The following is a 16,526-nucleotide window of genomic DNA, read 5'->3' on the forward strand; positions in this document are numbered from 1 at the left end:
CAAACATTAATAAAAAATTTGTGTGGATCATGCAAACTGAACGCACGAGACGGCGGACACGCCCATTTCCCGGCGAAGAGCCGCCCAGCCGGTCCTAGGCCGTGGCCCCTGCGGAGGCGCCGGGCTCCGCAGCGGTGCCGGCAGCGGCAGCGTCACCATCGGCGAACTGGGTGCGGTACAGCTCGGCGTACCGGCCTTCCTGCGCCAGCAGCTGCGTGTGCGTGCCCTGTTCGGCGATCCGCCCGTCCTCGATCACCAGGATCCGGTCCGCGTTGCGGATCGTGGAGAGCCGGTGGGCAATAACGACGGCGGTACGGCCTTGCAGCGCCTCTGTCAGGGCAGCTTGGACGGCTGCTTCCGAGGTGGAGTCCAGCGCAGCGGTGGCTTCATCGAGGACCACGATGCGTGGCTGGGCCAGGAGCAGGCGCGCAATGGTCATGCGCTGGCGTTCACCGCCCGAGAGCCGGTAACCGCGCTCCCCCACCATGGTGTCCAGCCCGTCCGGCAGCGACCGGATGAGTGGCTCAAGCCGTGCCCGGCGCAGGGCATCCCAGATCTCCTGCTCACTGGCCCCCGGATTAGCAAGCAGCAGGTTGGACCGGATGCTCTCGTGGAAGAGGTGCCCGTCCTGCGTGACCATGCCCAGGGCAGAACGCATTCCCGCGAAGCTGAGGTCCCGGACATCCGTCCCGGAGAACGTGACGGAACCGGCGTCGACGTCGTACAGCCGCGAGAGCAGCTGGGCGATGGTCGACTTCCCTGCACCGGAACTGCCAACCAGGGCAACGGTCTGCCCGGGTTCCACCCGGAAAGAAATGCCATGCAGCACATCTTCGCCGCCGCGGCTGTCCAGGACGGCCACGTCCTCCAGGGAGGCAAGGGAGACCTTGTCCGCCGTCGGGTAGGCGAACCTCACGTCATTGAACTCCACGCCGAGCGGACCTTCCGGGACCGCAGCCGGCTGTTCCTTTTCCGAGATGAGCGGTTTGAGGTCCAGGATCTCGAAGACCCGCTCAAAGCTGACGACGGCGCTCATAATCTCTACCCGCGCGTTCGCCAGCGAGGTCAGCGGTGCGTATAGGCGGGTCAGCAGCAGCGCCAGGGTCACGACGTCGCCGGCGTTCAGTGTCCCGGTCATGGCCAGGTAACCGCCCAGTCCATACACCAGCGCCAGCGCGAGGGCGGAGACCAGGGTAAGGGCCGTGACAAAGATGGACTGCATCATCGCCGTCTTCACGCCGATGTCCCGCACCCGGGCGGCGCGGACCGCGAACTCGGTGGATTCCTGGTCGGGCCGCCCAAAGAGTTTCACCAGGGTGGCCCCCGGAGCGGAGAACCGCTCGGTCATCTGGGAGCCCATGGAAGCGTTGTGGTTCGCCGCTTCCCGGCGCAGTGCCGCCAGCTTGCCGCCCATCCGGCGTGCCGGAATGAGGAACACCGGCAGCAGGAGCATCGCCAGTACGGTCACCTGCCAGGACGTCGTGAGCATGACTATCAGAGTCAGAACCAGCGCCACGATGTTGCTGACCACGCCGGAGAGAGTTCCGCTGAACGCCTGCTGCGCCCCAATGACGTCGTTATTCAGCCGGCTCACCAGGGCACCTGTGCGGGTGCGGGTGAAGAAGGCAACCGGCATCCGCTGCACATGGTCGAACACGGCTGTCCGCAGGTCCAGGATCACCTGCTCGCCGATCCGGGAGGAGAACCAGCGGGTCGCCAGGGAAACACCGGCGTCGGCCACCGCCACCACGGCGATCAGGCCGGCCAGCCACAGGACCCTGTCCACCGCGGTTCCGGCGACAATCGCGTTAACAACCTCACCGGCTAAAACCGGTGTCGCAACGGCAAGGAAAGCGCCGCCGATGGAGAGCAGCAGGAACCCGATGAGCTGCCGCCGGTAGGGTGCGGCAAACGCCACGATCCGTTTCAGCGTTGCCCGGGAAATTTTGTTGTCTGATCCTTTGGCGGTGGAGATCTTATAGAGGGAACTCCAAGCCGCGCCTTCCATGCTCATATGACGGCTTCCTTACGTAATGGCACCCTCCAGCTTAGGTGCTGGCGCAGTCCTTCCGACGCGGGGCATAACGGCCTGGCCTGCCGGCGAATTCCCCGGACCAGACACGCCCGCCATCTGTGTCCTGCACCACGGATAACCCGGCGCCGCTGCGATACACTGCAAACGGTCCGCACCCGGCCGGGCAAACAGAACGAAAGGCCCCTATGTCTACGGCGCCGACCCATCAAGGCTCACTCACCGACAGCCGCAGCGATGACTTTCCGGCGCTGGTTGCTGTCAGTGACTCCGGGCTGCGGGCGGCAGTTGAGGAAGCGCTGGTGCGGGCACAGCTGCGGCCGGTGCCCGCCGGGACCGGGGCTGATTCCGCGCTTCCCGTCCTCGCCGTCGTCGACACTGCAGCCGTGGAAGCCGCCGGACCGGATCTGCGGCGCTGGCTGCTCCCGGCCGCGGAAGGTTCCGGCCCGCCGGTCATCCTGATCACGCCGGGTGAACTGCTTGACGTCGAGGACATGGTCCGGCGCGGCATCACCGACTTTGTGCTGAGTCCCCTCACCGGTAACGAGCTCGCCTACCGGGCTGCGCTGATCAGGGCGGAGTCACTGGCCCTGCGCAGGCGCCGGGAAGCCAACAACCTTCTGAGGGGAAAAACGCGCGTCATCTCGGCCGCAGTACGGGCCACAAACGACCCGCATATTATGGCTGAGGCCGTGGTCTCAGGTCTGGGAGATGCCTTTGGCGCGGACCACGTCCTGCTGACCATTTTTCCGGATGAACGGGTTCCGGAACTGCGGAACTCCTGGAGCCGCCCGGGCGCGGCCGCTTCCATCCCGTCGCCCGACCCCGGCCAGGCAGCCGCAGTAGCCGACATGCTGTGGGACAGCGGCCAGATGCTGGCGGCCCGGGACCATCTTGACCCGGAGTGCGACACCCACCCGATTCTCCACCCGGCACCGCGGAACGCCGGGCTGCGCACATCGGTGATCGTTCCGCTGGGCCACGGCGACCGCCCGTTCGGCATCATCTGGCTCGCCGGGGAGAACACCGCCCGGTTATGGACACCCACCGAGCTCGCACTGATCCAGCACGTCAGCGGCAACCTGGCCCACGGCTTGGTTCAGGGCCACCTGATCACCGCCCAGCGGATGGTCCTGGCCCGGCAGCGTGAACTTGACCGGGAGAAGACAGACTTCGTGGCCACCATCAACCACGAACTGCGCACCCCGCTGACCTCCATCACCGGTTACCTGGACCTCATCCTGGATGGCTCAGGCGGCGGAATCTCCCCGGAGACAGCCCAGATGCTGGAGATCGTGGGACGAAACGCCAACCGGCTGAACCATCTCATCGGTGACCTGCTCACCATCTCCCGCAGCGACGCTGAAGAAGACCGCATGGATGTCGAGGACATCGATCTGCAGGACCTGCTGCAGCAGGTCATCGCTTCCTTGACTCCTGCTGCGGCGAGCCGGAACGTCGGGCTCTCGCTGACCTGTGCCGACGTCGGGCTTCGACTGGACGGGGACAGGGAACAGCTTGAACGGGTTTTCACCAACCTGGCCTCCAACGCCGTGAAGTTCACTCCGTCCAACGGCTCAGTCCAGCTCCTTGCCGATCTGCTTCCGGGAATGGACGGCGCTCCGACCATGGCCCGTGTCCGGGTCCAGGACACGGGAATCGGCATTCCGGCGAAGGATCAGCCGAAACTGTTCAGCCGCTTCTTCCGTGCCTCCAACGCGACGGCTGCGGCAATTCCCGGCACCGGGCTGGGCCTGGCAATCGTCCAGGACATAGTCCACCAGCACGGCGGGCGGATCACCCTGAAGTCCATCGTGGACGAGGGCACCTGCGTGGAGGTGCTGCTGCCCAGCAGCTAGGCACCCGCCTCTGTACCGGCGGCAACCGGAGACTTCGCTTCGATCCGCTCCGGGAAGCAGTAGCAGTTCAGGGAGGTCCCGCGGCTGAAACCCACCAGCGTCATCCCAGCGTCCCGGGCCAAATCCACGGACAGCGCGGAGGGCGCGGAGACGGCTGCAAGGACCGGGATGCCTGCCAGCTGTGCTTTTTGAACAAGTTCAAAAGACGCTCGGCCGGAGACCTGGAGCACGGTGCCGCGCAGAGGCAGGAGCCCGGCGCGCAGCGCCCACCCCACCACCTTATCCACCGCGTTGTGCCGGCCCACGTCTTCGCGCAGGCACAGCAGGTCGCCCTCGGCGCTGAACAAGCCTGCCGCATGGACTCCGCCGGTCTTCTCAAAAAGTGCCTGCTGGCCGCGGAGCTTATCCGGCAGCGAAGCCAGCACCTCGAGGGGAACCCGGACACCGTCGGAAGCCACGTCGAAATGTGAAGACTTGCGGACAGCCTCAATGGACGCCGTTCCGCAGATACCGCAGGAACTGGAAGTGTAGACGTGCCGCTCCATGCCAGTGTCGGGAAGCGGGGTCCCGGGACGCAGCTGGACGTCAACCACATTGAATGTCTGCTGCCCTTCCTCATCCACCCCGGCGCAATAACGCAGGCTGATGAGCTGCCCGGCCTCCCAGATCACGCCCTCGGAGACCAGGAAACCTGCCACCAGGTCAAAGTCATCACCGGGCGTCCGCATCGTCACGGTGAAGGAACGTCCCTCGAATCGGATTTCCAGTGGTTCTTCACCTGCCAGCACGTCATCGCGCCGGCTAACCGTGCCATCCGTGCGGTACCGCGTGACGCGGCCACGCCGTGAAACCCGTCCCATGCCATAGCTCCTTGATAAGTCCTAGACTGGCCCTAGCAACAGACTAGGTGATTTCCTACACAAGGACGTGATGGCTGTGCCAAGCAAGGCTCCGAAAGATGGGATCGACGAATCCGAGCTGCGGATCGGTGAACCGAAAACACATGCTGTCGGCCTGCCAGCCGTCATCAATTCCCTCCGCATCTCCATCGATCAGATGGGGCCGCTGCGCAGTGCACAGACGCTGATACAGGTGAATCAGAAGAAAGGCTTCGACTGCCCCGGGTGTGCGTGGCCGGAAGGCGACAAGCGGCATGCCGCAGAGTTCTGCGAAAACGGCGCCAAGGCCGTCGCGGAGGAAGCCACCAAGCGCCGGGTTCCGCCGGAGTTTTTTGCCCGGCATTCGGTGGCGGAGATGCTGGAGAAGGACGACTACTGGCTGGGCCAGCAGGGCCGCCTCACCCATCCCATGCTGCTCGACGCCGGCGCTGCGCATTACCGGCCGGTCACCTGGGACGACGCGTACGAGATCATCGTCGAGGAGCTCGCGGCCATGGACTCCCCCGACCAGGCCGTGTTCTACACCTCCGGGCGCACCTCCAACGAGGCAGCGTTCCTGTACCAGCTGATGGTCCGGGGAATCGGCACCAATAACCTGCCGGACTGCTCAAACATGTGCCATGAGTCATCCGGCTCCGCCCTCACCGAGACCCTCGGCATCGGCAAGGGTACCGTCAGCCTGGATGATGTCCAGAACTCGGAGCTCATCATCGTGGCCGGACAGAATCCCGGCACCAACCATCCCCGCATGCTTACCGCCCTGGAGCGCGCGAAGAAGAACGGTGCCACCATCATCGCGGTGAATCCGCTGCCCGAGGCCGGGCTGCTCCGGTTCGACAACCCGCAGAAGGCTTCGGGGCTCCTGGGCACCAGGTTCGGCGGGGGCACCCAGCTGGCTGATGACTTCCTGCAGATCCGGCTCGGCGGGGACCAGGCCCTCTTCCAGGGCCTGGGCAAGTACCTGCTGGAGCAGGAAGAAGAACACGGCAACGTCTTTGACCACCAGTTCATCGCTTCCTACACCGACGGACTGGACGGGTACCTTGCCGCCATCCGCCAGGTTTCCTGGGACGAAATCTGCACGGCCAGCGGCCTGACGCGGGCCCAGATCGAGTCTGCCGGTGCGCGCATGATTGCCGCCAAGTCCACGGTGGTCTGCTGGGCCATGGGACTGACCCAGCACAAGCACTCGGTACCCATGCTGCGCGACATCGTCAATGTACTGCTGCTCCAGGGCAACATGGGACGTCCGGGTGCCGGTGTCTGCCCCGTCCGGGGGCACTCCAACGTTCAGGGTGACCGCACCATGGGCATCTTTGAGCGGATGCCGGAAGCCTTTCATGACAGGCTCGACGGCGAATTCGGCTTTGCATCACCGCGCAGGCACGGTTTTGACACGGTCAACGCGATTCGCGCCATGCGCGATTCCAAGGTGCGCGTCTTTATGGCCATGGGCGGCAACTTCATCCGTGCCACGCCTGACTCCGACGTCACGGAAGAGGCCCTGCGCAACACCGCCCTGACCGTGCAGGTATCGACGAAGCTGAACAAGTCCCACTTGGTGCACGGGCGCCGCGCGCTGATTCTGCCGGCCCTTGGCCGGACCGACAGGGACACCCAGGCCGGGGGTGACCAGCGCGTCACCGTGGAGGACTCCATGAGCGCCGTCCACGCCTCCCAGGGCAGGCTGGATCCGCCCGGTCCGCAGGTCCGCTCGGAAGTGGCCATAGTGTGCGAGCTCTCCGAACGGCTCTTCACCGGCACCCGGGCTCCGTTCCGCTCGAACGCACCAAAGCTGGACTGGATAGCCGCCCGGGCAGACTACTCGGTAATCCGCAGCCACATCGAAAATGTGATCCCCGGATTTGAGGGTTTCGAGGCAAAGCTCAAGCACGGCGGCGGCGGGTTCGTGCTGCCCAACGGCCCCCGGGACGGGCGAAAGTTCGCCACGGCCACCGGCAAGGCCCGCTTCACGGCAAATGAGCTTCAGTATCCGAAGGTTCCCGCAGGCAGGCTCATCCTGCAGACACTGCGTTCACACGACCAGTACAACACCACGATCTACGCCAAGGACGACCGGTACCGCGGCATTTACGGTGGACGCCGCGTTGTGTTCGTCAACGCCGCCGACCTGGCTGCGGCGGGTCTGCAGGACGGAGACATGGTGGACATGGTCTCCGAGTACGAGGATGGCGTAGAGCGCCGGGCGCCGGGCTTCCGGGCGGTCGCCTACAGCACTCCCGTAGGCTGTGCGGCCGCGTACTACCCGGAGGCGAACGTGCTGGTGCCGCTGGACTCCGTCGCCGATGTCAGCGGCACCCCCACCTCCAAGTCGGTCATTATCCGGCTGGAGCCTGCTGCACCTGCCACGGCAGGGGAAGCGCGGTGACGGACTCGTCAGCGGTGCAGCCGGCTTCGGGGATCACCATCACGGCGTCGGCGTCAGCAAGGCCGCGGAGCATCCCCGACCGGTAGTACTGCGAGGGTACGGAGCGTCCGTCCTGGATCCGGCTCGGAACCAGCCGGGTCCGGCCAGGCAGCGGATCGATGTCGACGCCGGCCAGGACGTGGCGCTCCCTGGGGAACTCTGCGCCCCGCAGCCCGGCCAGCAGCGGCTGCAGCACGGTGAAGACGGCCATCATGGCGGCGAGCGGGTTCCCGGGGAGCGCCACGACGAACCGTCCGTCCGGCAAGCGGGCCAGCAGGGTGGGATGGCCGGGGCGCATGGCAATCCCGTCGATCAGCAGTTCAGCCTCGACTTCGCTGAGCGCGCGCCGGAGATGATCCGCTGCGGACGTCCCCGTACCGCCGGTGGTCACCAGCACGTCCCCGGAGGACATGGCCAGCGATGCTTCGTCCACAGCGTCCGTGCTGAGCGCAGCTGTGACGTCCTCCAGCCGGTCGGCGAGGCGGCGAACGGCGTCGACCCGGCCTCCCAGCATGCCGATCAGCTGCGGCAGCTGCGGTCCGAAGGTGTCCCGGACCTGACCCGAATCCGGCAGCCCGGCTTCGATGACTTCATCACCGGTCAGCAGCAGGGAAACGCGCGGAGCACGCAGCACGGGCAGGGTGTCATGGCCGCAGACGGCTGCAAGCGCAATATGCGCCGGGTTGAGTACGGTCCCGGCCGCGATGACCGTCTCCCCTGCCGCTGCTTCTTCACCTGCCGGCCGGATGTGTTCACCGGGGCGGGGTTCATCGCTCCGAGCCGTGGGTCCCGGGACCAGTAGTGCGGGGTCCCCTGGGCTCAACTGGCCGTTTTCAGACCGCAGGATGGCTTCTCCGCCCACCGGAACCAGCCCGCCGGTAAGGATGGGTACGGCTTCGCCGGGCTGCAGCGGCCGGCGGCCGGACTCTTTATGGATCTGCCAGCGTTCGTGCTCTGGTTCCTCCGAGCTGACGATTCGCCAGGGCGGGGGTCCCGCCACGGCCCAGCCGTCCATGGCCGAGGACGCATAGTGCGGAACCGGCTGGAGAGCGGGGGCATCCACCGCCAGGGTCAGTCCCAGCGCCTCAGCGAGAGGGACCGTTTCAAACGGCAGCGGACGGGCGGCAGCGTAAGCCGCTTTGCGGGCCTGGTCCCAGGAGGTGTTGGGCTGCAACGGAAGAATTACCGGTGCCGGCCCGTTCACTTGCCTACCTCCGGAGTGGCGGCGTCGCACTCACGCTGGGCAGCGCGGATAGCCGCGCGCATGGCGAGGTTCTCATCGGCCTGTCCGCTTCCCGCGGCCAGGCCGGCTGCGAGGCCCGCAATGAACGTCGTCAGCGGAGCCGCCGGACGGACAACGTTGTGGGCTGCCGCTGCCGCAAGGTCCAGGACGGCGTCGATGTCCACTGCTGTTCCCTCAAGTTCAAGGGACCGCAGCAGCTGCTGCGTCCACGCCTCGAGTGTTTCCTGCTGGCTTCCCATCATGGCTCCTTTTGTTCCTGGGGCGTCGCTGGAACCGGCAGGGCCTCAGACAGTGCGGTTGCCCGGCCTGATCCCCCACTTTCCGGCATCAGCCCAGGTGTCCACATCAGCAGTGCTTCCCTCCGGCACGGCAACCTCTCTCCACTGCACCCTAGCAAGGAGGCGGAACATTGATAGATTCTCCAGTCCCCCGGGCTGTTGGATCACCGCACTGCGCAGGTCTTCGGTGCGGTAAAGCGCCGCCAAAGGCTGCAGAGCCCCGCTGCTGTCCCTGGCCATGACGGACTGCCCAGGATCCCGGCCTGCCTCGGCCAGGAGCGTCTGGACGGCGCCGGCAGCGCCGGGCATGTCGCAGGCCAGCACCATGGTCCACGGCGGCGCACTGCCGTGCGCGGCATCAGTACTGTAAAGCGCGCTCACGGCGGCCCCGACAGCTGCCGCAGGGCCAGAGAAAGCGGGCTCCTCCCGGACAAAAAACCCGTGCTGGGGTACGGCGGGCAGAAATTGTTCCAGATCCGCGGGCCCGGCGATGGCCACGCTGCGGGCCTGCCGTACGGCACCCAAGGTGCGCTCGAGCAGGGTCTGCCCATCAAAAAGGAGTCCGGCCTTGGGCACCCCACCCAGGCGCGATGACCGTCCGCCGGCGAGGACTACCGCGTTGAAGGCCGGCGGCTGTTCCGTTTCACGTTCCATCAGGCAGCCGTGTCGCCAAGGAAAGGGCTCCACTGCGCGGCCGGCTGGTCGAGTTCACGGATCTGCCAGCGGGCACCGTTTGGCGGCCTGGGGGTGAACCGGAGCTTCCAGCCGAGCTGGTTCAGTGTTTTGTCCCCTTTATTGTTGTTGCACCGAAGGCAGCACGCGACCAGGTTCTCCCAGCTGGCCTCCCCACCGCGGGATTTGGCGACCACGTGGTCCACGGTGGCGGCCTGCTTGCCGCAGTAGGCACATGCATGGCCGTCGCGCCGCAGGACTCCCCTGCGGGTGGCAACGGTCTCCTCCCGGTAGGGAATGTTGACGTAGCGGTTCAGCAGGATGACCGAGGGCCGTCCGAAGACATCAGCCGGGCTAACCACGGGCACCCCGCTCTCCGCCAGCACGCTCGCTTTTCCGGTTAGCACCAGAACCAGTGCACGCCGGAAGGTGACAACGGCCAGCGGTTCGTAGCCCGCATTCAGAACCAGCGTTCGCATGCACGTTCCTCTTCGCCTGCCCGCGGGTCCGGCGAGGGTAAAGTTCACCGTTCCACTGCGGTACTTCGAATCTTCATTGCAAGGGTAAGCCGGGATCGGGGATTCCCGCTATTTAAGCAGCACGAAATACCGGCTGGATTGCCGCGCATCCGTGGTTGGAAACAACAAAGGACCCTCCCGGGCGGGAGGGTCCTTTGGCGAACTGTGTCAGGTTCTGGTTTGCTGCTAGCCGCCTACGCGGATGTATACGCCGCCGGAGCCAAGCTCGGCCGGAGCAACAACGGTCTGGTTGCCGAAGAAACCGCCGTGGACGGCCTGACCATTGCCGACGTAAACAGCAATGTGGGCCATGCCCATGCCGCCGTCTGCGTAGTAGATCAGATCACCGGGGATTGCTTCGCCCGCGCTTACGGTGCGGCCCAGGGAGAGGTAACCCGCCGGCCATCCGTGGAAGTTGATGCCCGCCGCTGCCAGGGCGTTGGTAGCGAGCATGGTGCAGTCCTGCATCACACCCAGCTGGGCGTAGGCAGCTGCGGCAATTGTGGCGGCAATCCCGGAGGAGGCAACCGGGGCAGCGGAAGCCGCCGGAGCAGTTGCGGTCTGGGCGGTTGCTGCCTGGGCGGGAGCCTCAGCTGCCGGGGCGTTGATTTCCTGCGACTGCACGGTCACGGCCTCAACTACCGGCTCCTCGGCCACGATGACGCCCGGGACCGGAGCGAACGTGAGCTCAGGGCCAACAGCATCTGCGGGAACCTGCAGTGGGATAGAGGACAGATCCAGCTTGCTGGTCTGCACATCGCGGGAAAGTTCCGGTCCGGCTGCATTTGCGGCGACGCCGGTGCTGAGCACCAGGCCGGAGGCAGCGGCGATGACGGCAGCCTGGCGGCCGACCGTTCCGGCGTTGGAGGTGACGGCGTCGGCCAGTGCAGTCAGTGAGCTGGTGCGCTGGACGGGCGCACGGTGACGGGCGCGCTCAGTTGTCGAGGTCATGGCAGTGTGCTCCGTTTATCTGTCAGCGTTAGCTGACGCGGACGAAGCTTGCGCCGGGAAGGTCGGACAGGGAGTGGAGACCGGTGTTCATACCGTTCAGGCCACCGCTGATGACCTGGCCGTTGCCGACGTAGATCGCAACGTGTCCGCCGGTGATAACAAGGTCGCCGGCCTGCGGGGACCCGACTACGGCACCGAAGGCGAAGAATTGGGACGGAGCGAGGTCGCCAACGGACTTGCCGACGGAACGCAGTGCCTTCTCGACCATCGCGGTGCAGTCCTGCGCCACGCCGATCTGTGAGTAGGCGGAGGCAACCAGGCCTGCAGCGACGCCGCTGGCGCTGACAGCGGGTGCAGCTGCCGGTGCGGAGGATGCGGTGGTGACGCCGGAAGAGGCCGGTGCCTGTGCCGGTGCGGCTGCGGCCTGCTGGGCAGCGTATGCCTCCTGCTGGGCGGCAACAGCGGCAGCGGCTTCTTCTGCTGCGGCCAGCTCGGCGGCAGCGATCTGGGCGCGGGTTTCGGCCCCGGAGAGCGATCCCGCAAGGGGAGCTACCGGAAGGTCGAAGGGTGCCTGCTCGGAGACCGTTACGGTCCCGTTGGAGGTCACAACGTTGAGGGGGGTTGCTTCAAGTGCCTGGCGGTCGGTGGAAACCGGTGCAGCCTGGGCCGGCATGCCAGCGGCCAGAACAAGGCCGGAAGCTGCGACGACGACGGCGGCCTGGCGGCCGACGGTTCCTGCGTTGGCGGTTACGGCCTTGGAGAAAGCCGTAAGCGGGCTGGATTGAACCGAGGCAGCACGATGGCGGCCGGAATTGATTGATGACACAGTTTTTGCCTCTCCCAATGCCTACGAGGTGAGCTGTCGGATTCGGATGGGAGTCACCCGGTTGCTGGACTGCTAAGTCCGGCAACTTAACCCCTAGGGCTTCTTGCGAAACCCGAAATTGGTTCCCCCGCCTCTGCCATGCGATTTTGCGAACGGATCTCAAACGGTGGCAGAGCTCGGCGATCTGTTTGAGAGTGCCTGATCTTTGGCCAATCAGGCACGGTGACGAGAATATAACAACATCAAGGAAATGTCACGCTCAGGTCACGAAAGGATATTGGAGCGGTCACAACCAGCCGAGGGGGTCGACAGGAGTGCCGTTGACGAGTACCTCAAAATGCAGGTGGCAGCCCGTAGAAGCCCCCGTGGTGCCGCTGGCTCCCACCAGGTCACCGCGCTGGACTTCGTCGCCCACGGAGACGCTGATGGCCGACAGATGGTTGTAGGTGGTTTCCACCCCGTTGCCGTGGTCCACCACTACGCGGTTTCCCCCGCCGTAGGCATGCCAACCGGCGGACTTGACCTTGCCGCTGGCGGCCGCGGTTACCTGGGTGCCGCAGGCCGCGGCGAAGTCCTGGCCGGTGTGCAGTTCACCCGCCGCTCCCGTGATCGGGCTGACCCGGTAACCGAAGGATGAAGTCTGCACCAGTTCGGAGTCCAGCGGGGTCGCGAGCGTACCCTGTGCTGCTGCCGGAGTGACGTCCGCGCCGGCGACGGTTAGCCCCTGGAGCTTCGCGTCCGGATCGAACTTGCTGGTCAGAGCGGCCCGGTCAAACTCCAGGGTTGCATTGGGATCAGCCGAAACCGGAGCGGGAGCCGCGGTGGCTTCCGGTGCCGGTACGGGATCTACGGCCGCTGCTGTCGTCGGCAGTGCCACGGTCAGCACCAGCCCGGAGGCGGCGGCCGTGATGGCGAATTTCTGGGCGGATCCCCCCAGCGGGCGGCGGACAGTTTCAGCGCGTCGCCGGCCAGTAGTCCCGGCGGCGGCACGTGGACGCAGTTGGGTGGCCGTGGTTTCGGCCCTGCGCCTGCCCGAAGCAGTGTGCTTCGACAAGTGGTTCCCTCTCTACAAAGCCTGCGAAGTTAGCTGTCGGATTCGAGTAGAGAACTCGGCCCACGACGCACTGGCCTACCGCTGTGCGGATATTCCTGTGCTGCTCGGAGGCTTCACCCCAAGACAGTGCTGCCACTGCCGCTTGATGGGTCCTCCGCCCCTGCCCGCGAACGGTTACACCTGCGGTCCAGTGGCAGGGTTCGGCTGTCGGACCGGTGATCAGTGTTGTTGCTGTAGTCAGAAGTCACTATAGGGGAAAAATCCCAAAAGATACCATTCCGTTATCCGCGGCCGGGTCCGGAGCGGTCAGCGCCGCCAACGCCGGTCAACGGCTGCGGGCAGCCGGCGGGGTCAGGCCGGGAGAGCCTGACCGGTGACGAAAACGTGTGCGGCCACTTCGGTGGGCAGTTCCAAGGCGCCCTCAATTCCGGGAACGCGGACTGAGATGTAGCCTCCGACGACCTCTGCGGTAATGGAGGCCCCAGGACGCAGCCCGGCCTCATCCAGCTGTGCCAGCAGCTCGGGGTCCACCTGGATCGGTTCGGCCAGCCGAAGCAGGTTCATCTCTGTCCCGGGGGCGGCCGCGCTGACGGCTGAGACCAGGTCCATATAGCCGCCGGCAGGAGCCAGGGATGTTGTTCCGCCCAGTGCCTCCAGGCCCGGGATGGGATTGCCGTACGGCGACTCCGTGGGGCGCCCCAGCAGGTCATAGAGCCGGCGTTCGACGCGTTCGCTCATCACATGCTCCCAGCGGCACGCTTCATCGTGGACGTAGGCCCAGTCCAGTCCGATCACGTCGGCCAGCAGCCGCTCGGCAAGACGGTGTTTACGCATTACCTCCGTGGCGCGGCGCCGGCCCAGTTCGGTCAGTTCCAGCTGCCGGGTACCCGACACCACAACCAGCCCGTCGCGTTCCATCCGCCCAATGGTCTGGGAGACCGTCGGACCGGAATGGCGCAGGCGCTCGGCGATCCGGGCGCGCAGGGCCACAATGTTCTCCTCCTCGAGCTCAAGGATGGTTCGAAGATACATCTCAGTTGTGTCGATGAGGTCCGTCATGACCAGCCGCTCCTAGAATTCGTGCGGAAGAGAAAGGGTTGAAAACCACGGCGGCGCAAACTGCGCCGCAGGTTCGTTTCCACGTTAGCCCATGCCGCCAATTCGGAGGCAATTATCCACTTTCGGAGCCCATTGCCAACTCCCGTTCACAAATACCTGCCGCAGGGGGCAGAGGTGCAGAATAGAGAAGTATCTACAGCACCCTGCCAACCCGCTTGGAGCAAACAAAAATGGGCGAAACCGCCACGCTTACGATCCCCGCAGAACTTCTTCCCCAGGACGGGCGTTTCGGTGCTGGTCCTTCCAAGGTGCGTCCCCAGCAGGTCGAGGCGCTGTCCCAGGCCGGCGCCAAGCTCCTGGGCACCTCCCACCGCCAGGCACCCGTCCGGAACCTGGTTGGTTCCATCCGCGAAGGGCTTTCCACCTTCTTTTCGGCTCCCGAAGGATATGAAGTCATCCTGGGCGTCGGAGGTTCCACGGCATTCTGGGACGTCGCTTCTTTCGGCCTGGTGGAGAACAAGGCCCAGCACCTTTCCTTCGGTGAGTTCGGCTCCAAGTTCGCTGCCGCCACCAACAAGGCTCCCTTCCTGGCCGATTCGACCATCCTCAAGGCGGAGCCCGGCACCCGGCCCGAGGCCCGCGCGGAAGCCGGCGTGGACGTGTACGCGTGGCCGCAGAATGAGACCTCCACGGGCGTTGCCGCTCCGGTCCGCCGGGTTGCCGGTGCCGATGAGGGCTCACTCGTGCTGATTGATGCCACCTCCGCTGCAGGCGGCCTCGATGTCGACCTCGCGCAGGCGGATGTCTACTACTTCGCACCGCAGAAGAACTTTGCCTCCGACGGCGGCCTGTGGCTTGGTATGTTCTCCCCCGCCGCACTTGAGCGGGCAGCCCGGATTAACGCCTCGGACCGCTGGATCCCCGATTTCCTGAATCTGCAGACCGCGATCGACAATTCCCGCCTGAACCAGACGTACAACACGCCCGCGCTGGCTACCCTGGTGACGCTCAATGACCAGGTCCAGTGGCTCAATTCCAACGGCGGCCTGTCCTTTGCCGCCGGACGCACGGCGGACTCGGCCAACCGGATCTACTCCTGGGCCGAGGCCTCTTCCGTTGCGAAGCCGTTTGTGACCCGGCCGGAAGACCGCTCCAATGTCATCGCCACGATCGACTTTGATGACTCCATCGACGCCGCGGCGATCGCGAAGACCCTGCGCGCCAACGGCGTCGTGGACGTTGAACCGTACCGCAAGCTCGGCCGCAACCAGCTGCGGATTGCCACGTTCGTGGCGATCGAGCCGGATGATGTCAGTGCCCTGCTGAACTGCATCGACTACGTGATCGAGCACTCGTAGGCCTGGAGGCAGGCTGAGCACCGGGCAAGACCCGGGACAGGACCCCATGCGCTACTGCGCGTTGGGGTCCTGTTCTGTTTCCCGGCTCGTGACTACCAGCCGGCGGCGCACCGTGCGGTCATAGTGCAGCCGCAGGTGGTGGGACCGCCAGGCCCAGACCAGGCCGATGACGGCGGTGATCAGTCCGGAAGCCGCGGCGACACCCAGGCTCCACCGGGGTCCGAAGGAGTTGGAAACCCAGCCGACGATTGGAGCGCCCAGCGGTGTTCCGCCCATAAAGATGGCGAAATACAGGGCCATGACCCGCCCGCGCATGACCGGCGCCGTCGTCGTCTGCACGTAGGCGTTGGCACTGGTCATCAGGGTGAGGGCGAACAGTCCGGTGGGAATGAGGGAGAGCGCGAAGATCCACAGGGTGGGCGAAACCGCCGCCACCGCGCAGGAGAGGCCGAAGGCGCCGGCAGCGCCGAAGATGAACCGCAGCCTCGGTTTATCCCGGCGTGCGGAGAGGAGCGCTCCGGCAACCGAGCCGATGGCCATGATCGAGTTCAGCAGTCCAAAAATCCCGGCGTCCTGCCCAAACTCGGTCCGGGCCATCGCCGCGATGTAAACCGCGAAGTTCAATCCGAACGTGCCCACGATGAAGATGGCCACCAGCACCATGATCAGGTCCGGCCGGTACCGCACGTATTTCAGTCCGGCGCGGATCCGTCCCTTCCCGGGCGGTGCCTTCGGCAGGATCCGGAGTTCTCCGGACCTCATCTTCAGCAGAGCCAGGATCATGGCAGCGAAGGTCACCGTGTTGATCAAAAAGACCCACCCGGGCCCAACAGCCACGGTCAGCAGGCCGGCAACGGCCGGACCGATCATCCGGGCGCCGTTGAAGGAGGCACTGTTAAGCGCGACGGCGTTGGGCAGGTTCTCTTCGCTGACCACTTCCGAGACGAAGCTCTGGCGTGCCGGGGCGTCGATGGCGGACACAATGCCGAGGGCCAGGGCGAACGCGTAGACATGCCAGAGGTGCGCATGGCCGGAAAGGACCAGCAGGCCAAGTCCCGCACCCAGGGCAGCCATTGCCAGCTGAGTGGTGAGGAGGACCCTGCGGCGGTCATATGTATCCGCAATGAGTCCGGCCCACGGCGCCAGCAGCAGCTGGGGACCGAGCTGCAGCGCCATCACGATGCCCATGGCCGCCGCATCCTGATTCGTCAGGATGTCATAAACCAGCCAGTCCTGGGCGGTGCGCTGCATCCAGGTGCCGATGTTGGAGACCAGTGCCCCAATGAACCAGATGCGGTAGTTGAAGATGCGGAGCGAACGGAACAATTGGGTTCACCCCTCCCATCCGG

General features: G+C 65.6%; 14 protein-coding genes and 2 riboswitches. Of the genes, 3 read left to right on the top strand and 11 right to left on the bottom strand.

What is annotated here, in order from left to right:
- Positions 1 to 94: 94 nt before the first annotated feature.
- Positions 95 to 2,014, bottom strand: a complete 1,920-nt coding sequence (locus H9638_RS15120; protein ID WP_191748777.1) for an ABC transporter ATP-binding protein — start codon at positions 2,012 to 2,014, stop codon at positions 95 to 97.
- Positions 2,015 to 2,220: 206 nt separating this feature from the next.
- Here H9638_RS15120 and H9638_RS15125 point away from each other — a divergent pair, with 206 nt between their 5' ends.
- A complete protein-coding gene (locus tag H9638_RS15125) occupies positions 2,221 to 3,891 on the top strand; it encodes a sensor histidine kinase (protein WP_191748779.1) in 1,671 nt (556 codons plus the stop codon).
- Here the strand turns inward: H9638_RS15125 and fdhD are convergent.
- On the bottom strand, positions 3,888 to 4,751 hold the full coding sequence (fdhD, locus tag H9638_RS15130; RefSeq protein WP_191748781.1) for a formate dehydrogenase accessory sulfurtransferase FdhD: 864 nt from the start codon (positions 4,749 to 4,751) through the stop codon (positions 3,888 to 3,890). The two genes, H9638_RS15125 and fdhD, sit on opposite strands and share 4 nt — an antisense overlap.
- A 76-nt stretch (positions 4,752 to 4,827) precedes the next feature.
- Between fdhD and H9638_RS15135 the strand changes: the two genes are divergently transcribed.
- Positions 4,828 to 7,179, top strand: coding sequence for an FdhF/YdeP family oxidoreductase (locus H9638_RS15135; protein ID WP_191748941.1), 2,352 nt, complete (start codon positions 4,828 to 4,830; stop codon positions 7,177 to 7,179).
- Here H9638_RS15135 and H9638_RS15140 read toward each other — a convergent pair.
- The 8 genes from H9638_RS15140 to H9638_RS15170 form a co-directional block, all read right to left on the bottom strand.
- Positions 7,130 to 8,422 carry a molybdopterin molybdotransferase MoeA gene (locus H9638_RS15140; protein ID WP_191748783.1) on the bottom strand — a complete coding sequence of 431 codons (1,293 nt, stop codon included), beginning with the start codon at positions 8,420 to 8,422 and terminating at the stop codon, positions 7,130 to 7,132. The genes H9638_RS15135 and H9638_RS15140 overlap by 50 nt on opposite strands.
- Entirely contained in the window at positions 8,419 to 8,703 is a 285-nt protein-coding gene (locus tag H9638_RS16910; protein ID WP_225217501.1) for a DUF6457 domain-containing protein, read from the bottom strand. Before H9638_RS16910 ends, H9638_RS15140 begins: the two co-directional genes overlap by 4 nt.
- A 42-nt stretch (positions 8,704 to 8,745) precedes the next feature.
- Positions 8,746 to 9,393: a molybdenum cofactor guanylyltransferase gene (gene mobA, locus H9638_RS15145; protein WP_225217502.1), complete on the bottom strand. Its 648-nt coding sequence runs from the start codon at positions 9,391 to 9,393 to the stop codon at positions 8,746 to 8,748.
- Positions 9,393 to 9,890: an HNH endonuclease gene (locus H9638_RS15150; RefSeq protein WP_191748785.1), complete on the bottom strand. Its 498-nt coding sequence runs from the start codon at positions 9,888 to 9,890 to the stop codon at positions 9,393 to 9,395. The genes mobA and H9638_RS15150 overlap by 1 nt, the downstream gene beginning before the upstream one ends.
- Positions 9,891 to 10,115: 225 nt before the next feature.
- Complete coding sequence (locus H9638_RS15155) at positions 10,116 to 10,880, bottom strand: NlpC/P60 family protein (RefSeq protein ID WP_191748787.1); 765 nt, start codon at positions 10,878 to 10,880, stop codon at positions 10,116 to 10,118.
- A gap of 28 nt (positions 10,881 to 10,908) precedes the next feature.
- Complete coding sequence (locus H9638_RS15160; protein WP_191748789.1) at positions 10,909 to 11,706, bottom strand: NlpC/P60 family protein; 798 nt, start codon at positions 11,704 to 11,706, stop codon at positions 10,909 to 10,911.
- A gap of 4 nt (positions 11,707 to 11,710) precedes the next feature.
- A riboswitch (cyclic di-AMP (ydaO/yuaA leader) is annotated at positions 11,711 to 11,867 on the bottom strand.
- 125 nt (positions 11,868 to 11,992) lie between these two features.
- Positions 11,993 to 12,760: a M23 family metallopeptidase gene (locus H9638_RS15165; RefSeq protein WP_191748791.1), complete on the bottom strand. Its 768-nt coding sequence runs from the start codon at positions 12,758 to 12,760 to the stop codon at positions 11,993 to 11,995.
- A gap of 3 nt (positions 12,761 to 12,763) precedes the next feature.
- Positions 12,764 to 12,976: riboswitch (cyclic di-AMP (ydaO/yuaA leader) on the bottom strand.
- 135 nt (positions 12,977 to 13,111) lie between these two features.
- Positions 13,112 to 13,819 (bottom strand): metal-dependent transcriptional regulator, encoded by a 708-nt coding sequence (locus H9638_RS15170; RefSeq protein WP_191748793.1) that lies wholly within the window; start codon positions 13,817 to 13,819, stop codon positions 13,112 to 13,114.
- Positions 13,820 to 14,049: 230 nt separating this feature from the next.
- Here H9638_RS15170 and serC point away from each other — a divergent pair, with 230 nt between their 5' ends.
- Positions 14,050 to 15,177: a phosphoserine transaminase gene (gene serC, locus H9638_RS15175; RefSeq protein WP_191748795.1), complete on the top strand. Its 1,128-nt coding sequence runs from the start codon at positions 14,050 to 14,052 to the stop codon at positions 15,175 to 15,177.
- 51 nt (positions 15,178 to 15,228) lie between these two features.
- Here the strand turns inward: serC and H9638_RS15180 are convergent, their stop codons facing one another.
- A complete protein-coding gene (locus H9638_RS15180; RefSeq protein WP_191748797.1) occupies positions 15,229 to 16,503 on the bottom strand; it encodes an MFS transporter in 1,275 nt (424 codons plus the stop codon).
- Positions 16,504 to 16,526: the final 23 nt, after the last annotated feature.

It is taken from the genome of Arthrobacter pullicola, from assembly GCF_014836875.1.
In the GTDB taxonomy this organism is placed as follows: Bacteria; Actinomycetota; Actinomycetes; order Actinomycetales; family Micrococcaceae; genus Arthrobacter_B; species Arthrobacter_B pullicola.

Coding starts and splice junctions, on each gene's coding strand:
- mobA (WP_225217502.1), bottom strand. CDS start 9,393: ATGGAACGTGAAACGGAACAGCCGCCGGCCTTCAACGCGGTAGTCCTC.
- fdhD (WP_191748781.1), bottom strand. CDS start 4,751: ATGGGACGGGTTTCACGGCGTGGCCGCGTCACGCGGTACCGCACGGAT.
- H9638_RS15155 (WP_191748787.1), bottom strand. CDS start 10,880: ATGACCTCGACAACTGAGCGCGCCCGTCACCGTGCGCCCGTCCAGCGC.
- H9638_RS16910 (WP_225217501.1), bottom strand. CDS start 8,703: ATGATGGGAAGCCAGCAGGAAACACTCGAGGCGTGGACGCAGCAGCTG.
- serC (WP_191748795.1), top strand. CDS start 14,050: ATGGGCGAAACCGCCACGCTTACGATCCCCGCAGAACTTCTTCCCCAG.
- H9638_RS15125 (WP_191748779.1), top strand. CDS start 2,221: ATGTCTACGGCGCCGACCCATCAAGGCTCACTCACCGACAGCCGCAGC.
- H9638_RS15120 (WP_191748777.1), bottom strand. CDS start 2,014: ATGAGCATGGAAGGCGCGGCTTGGAGTTCCCTCTATAAGATCTCCACC.
- H9638_RS15170 (WP_191748793.1), bottom strand. CDS start 13,819: ATGACGGACCTCATCGACACAACTGAGATGTATCTTCGAACCATCCTT.
- H9638_RS15150 (WP_191748785.1), bottom strand. CDS start 9,890: ATGCGAACGCTGGTTCTGAATGCGGGCTACGAACCGCTGGCCGTTGTC.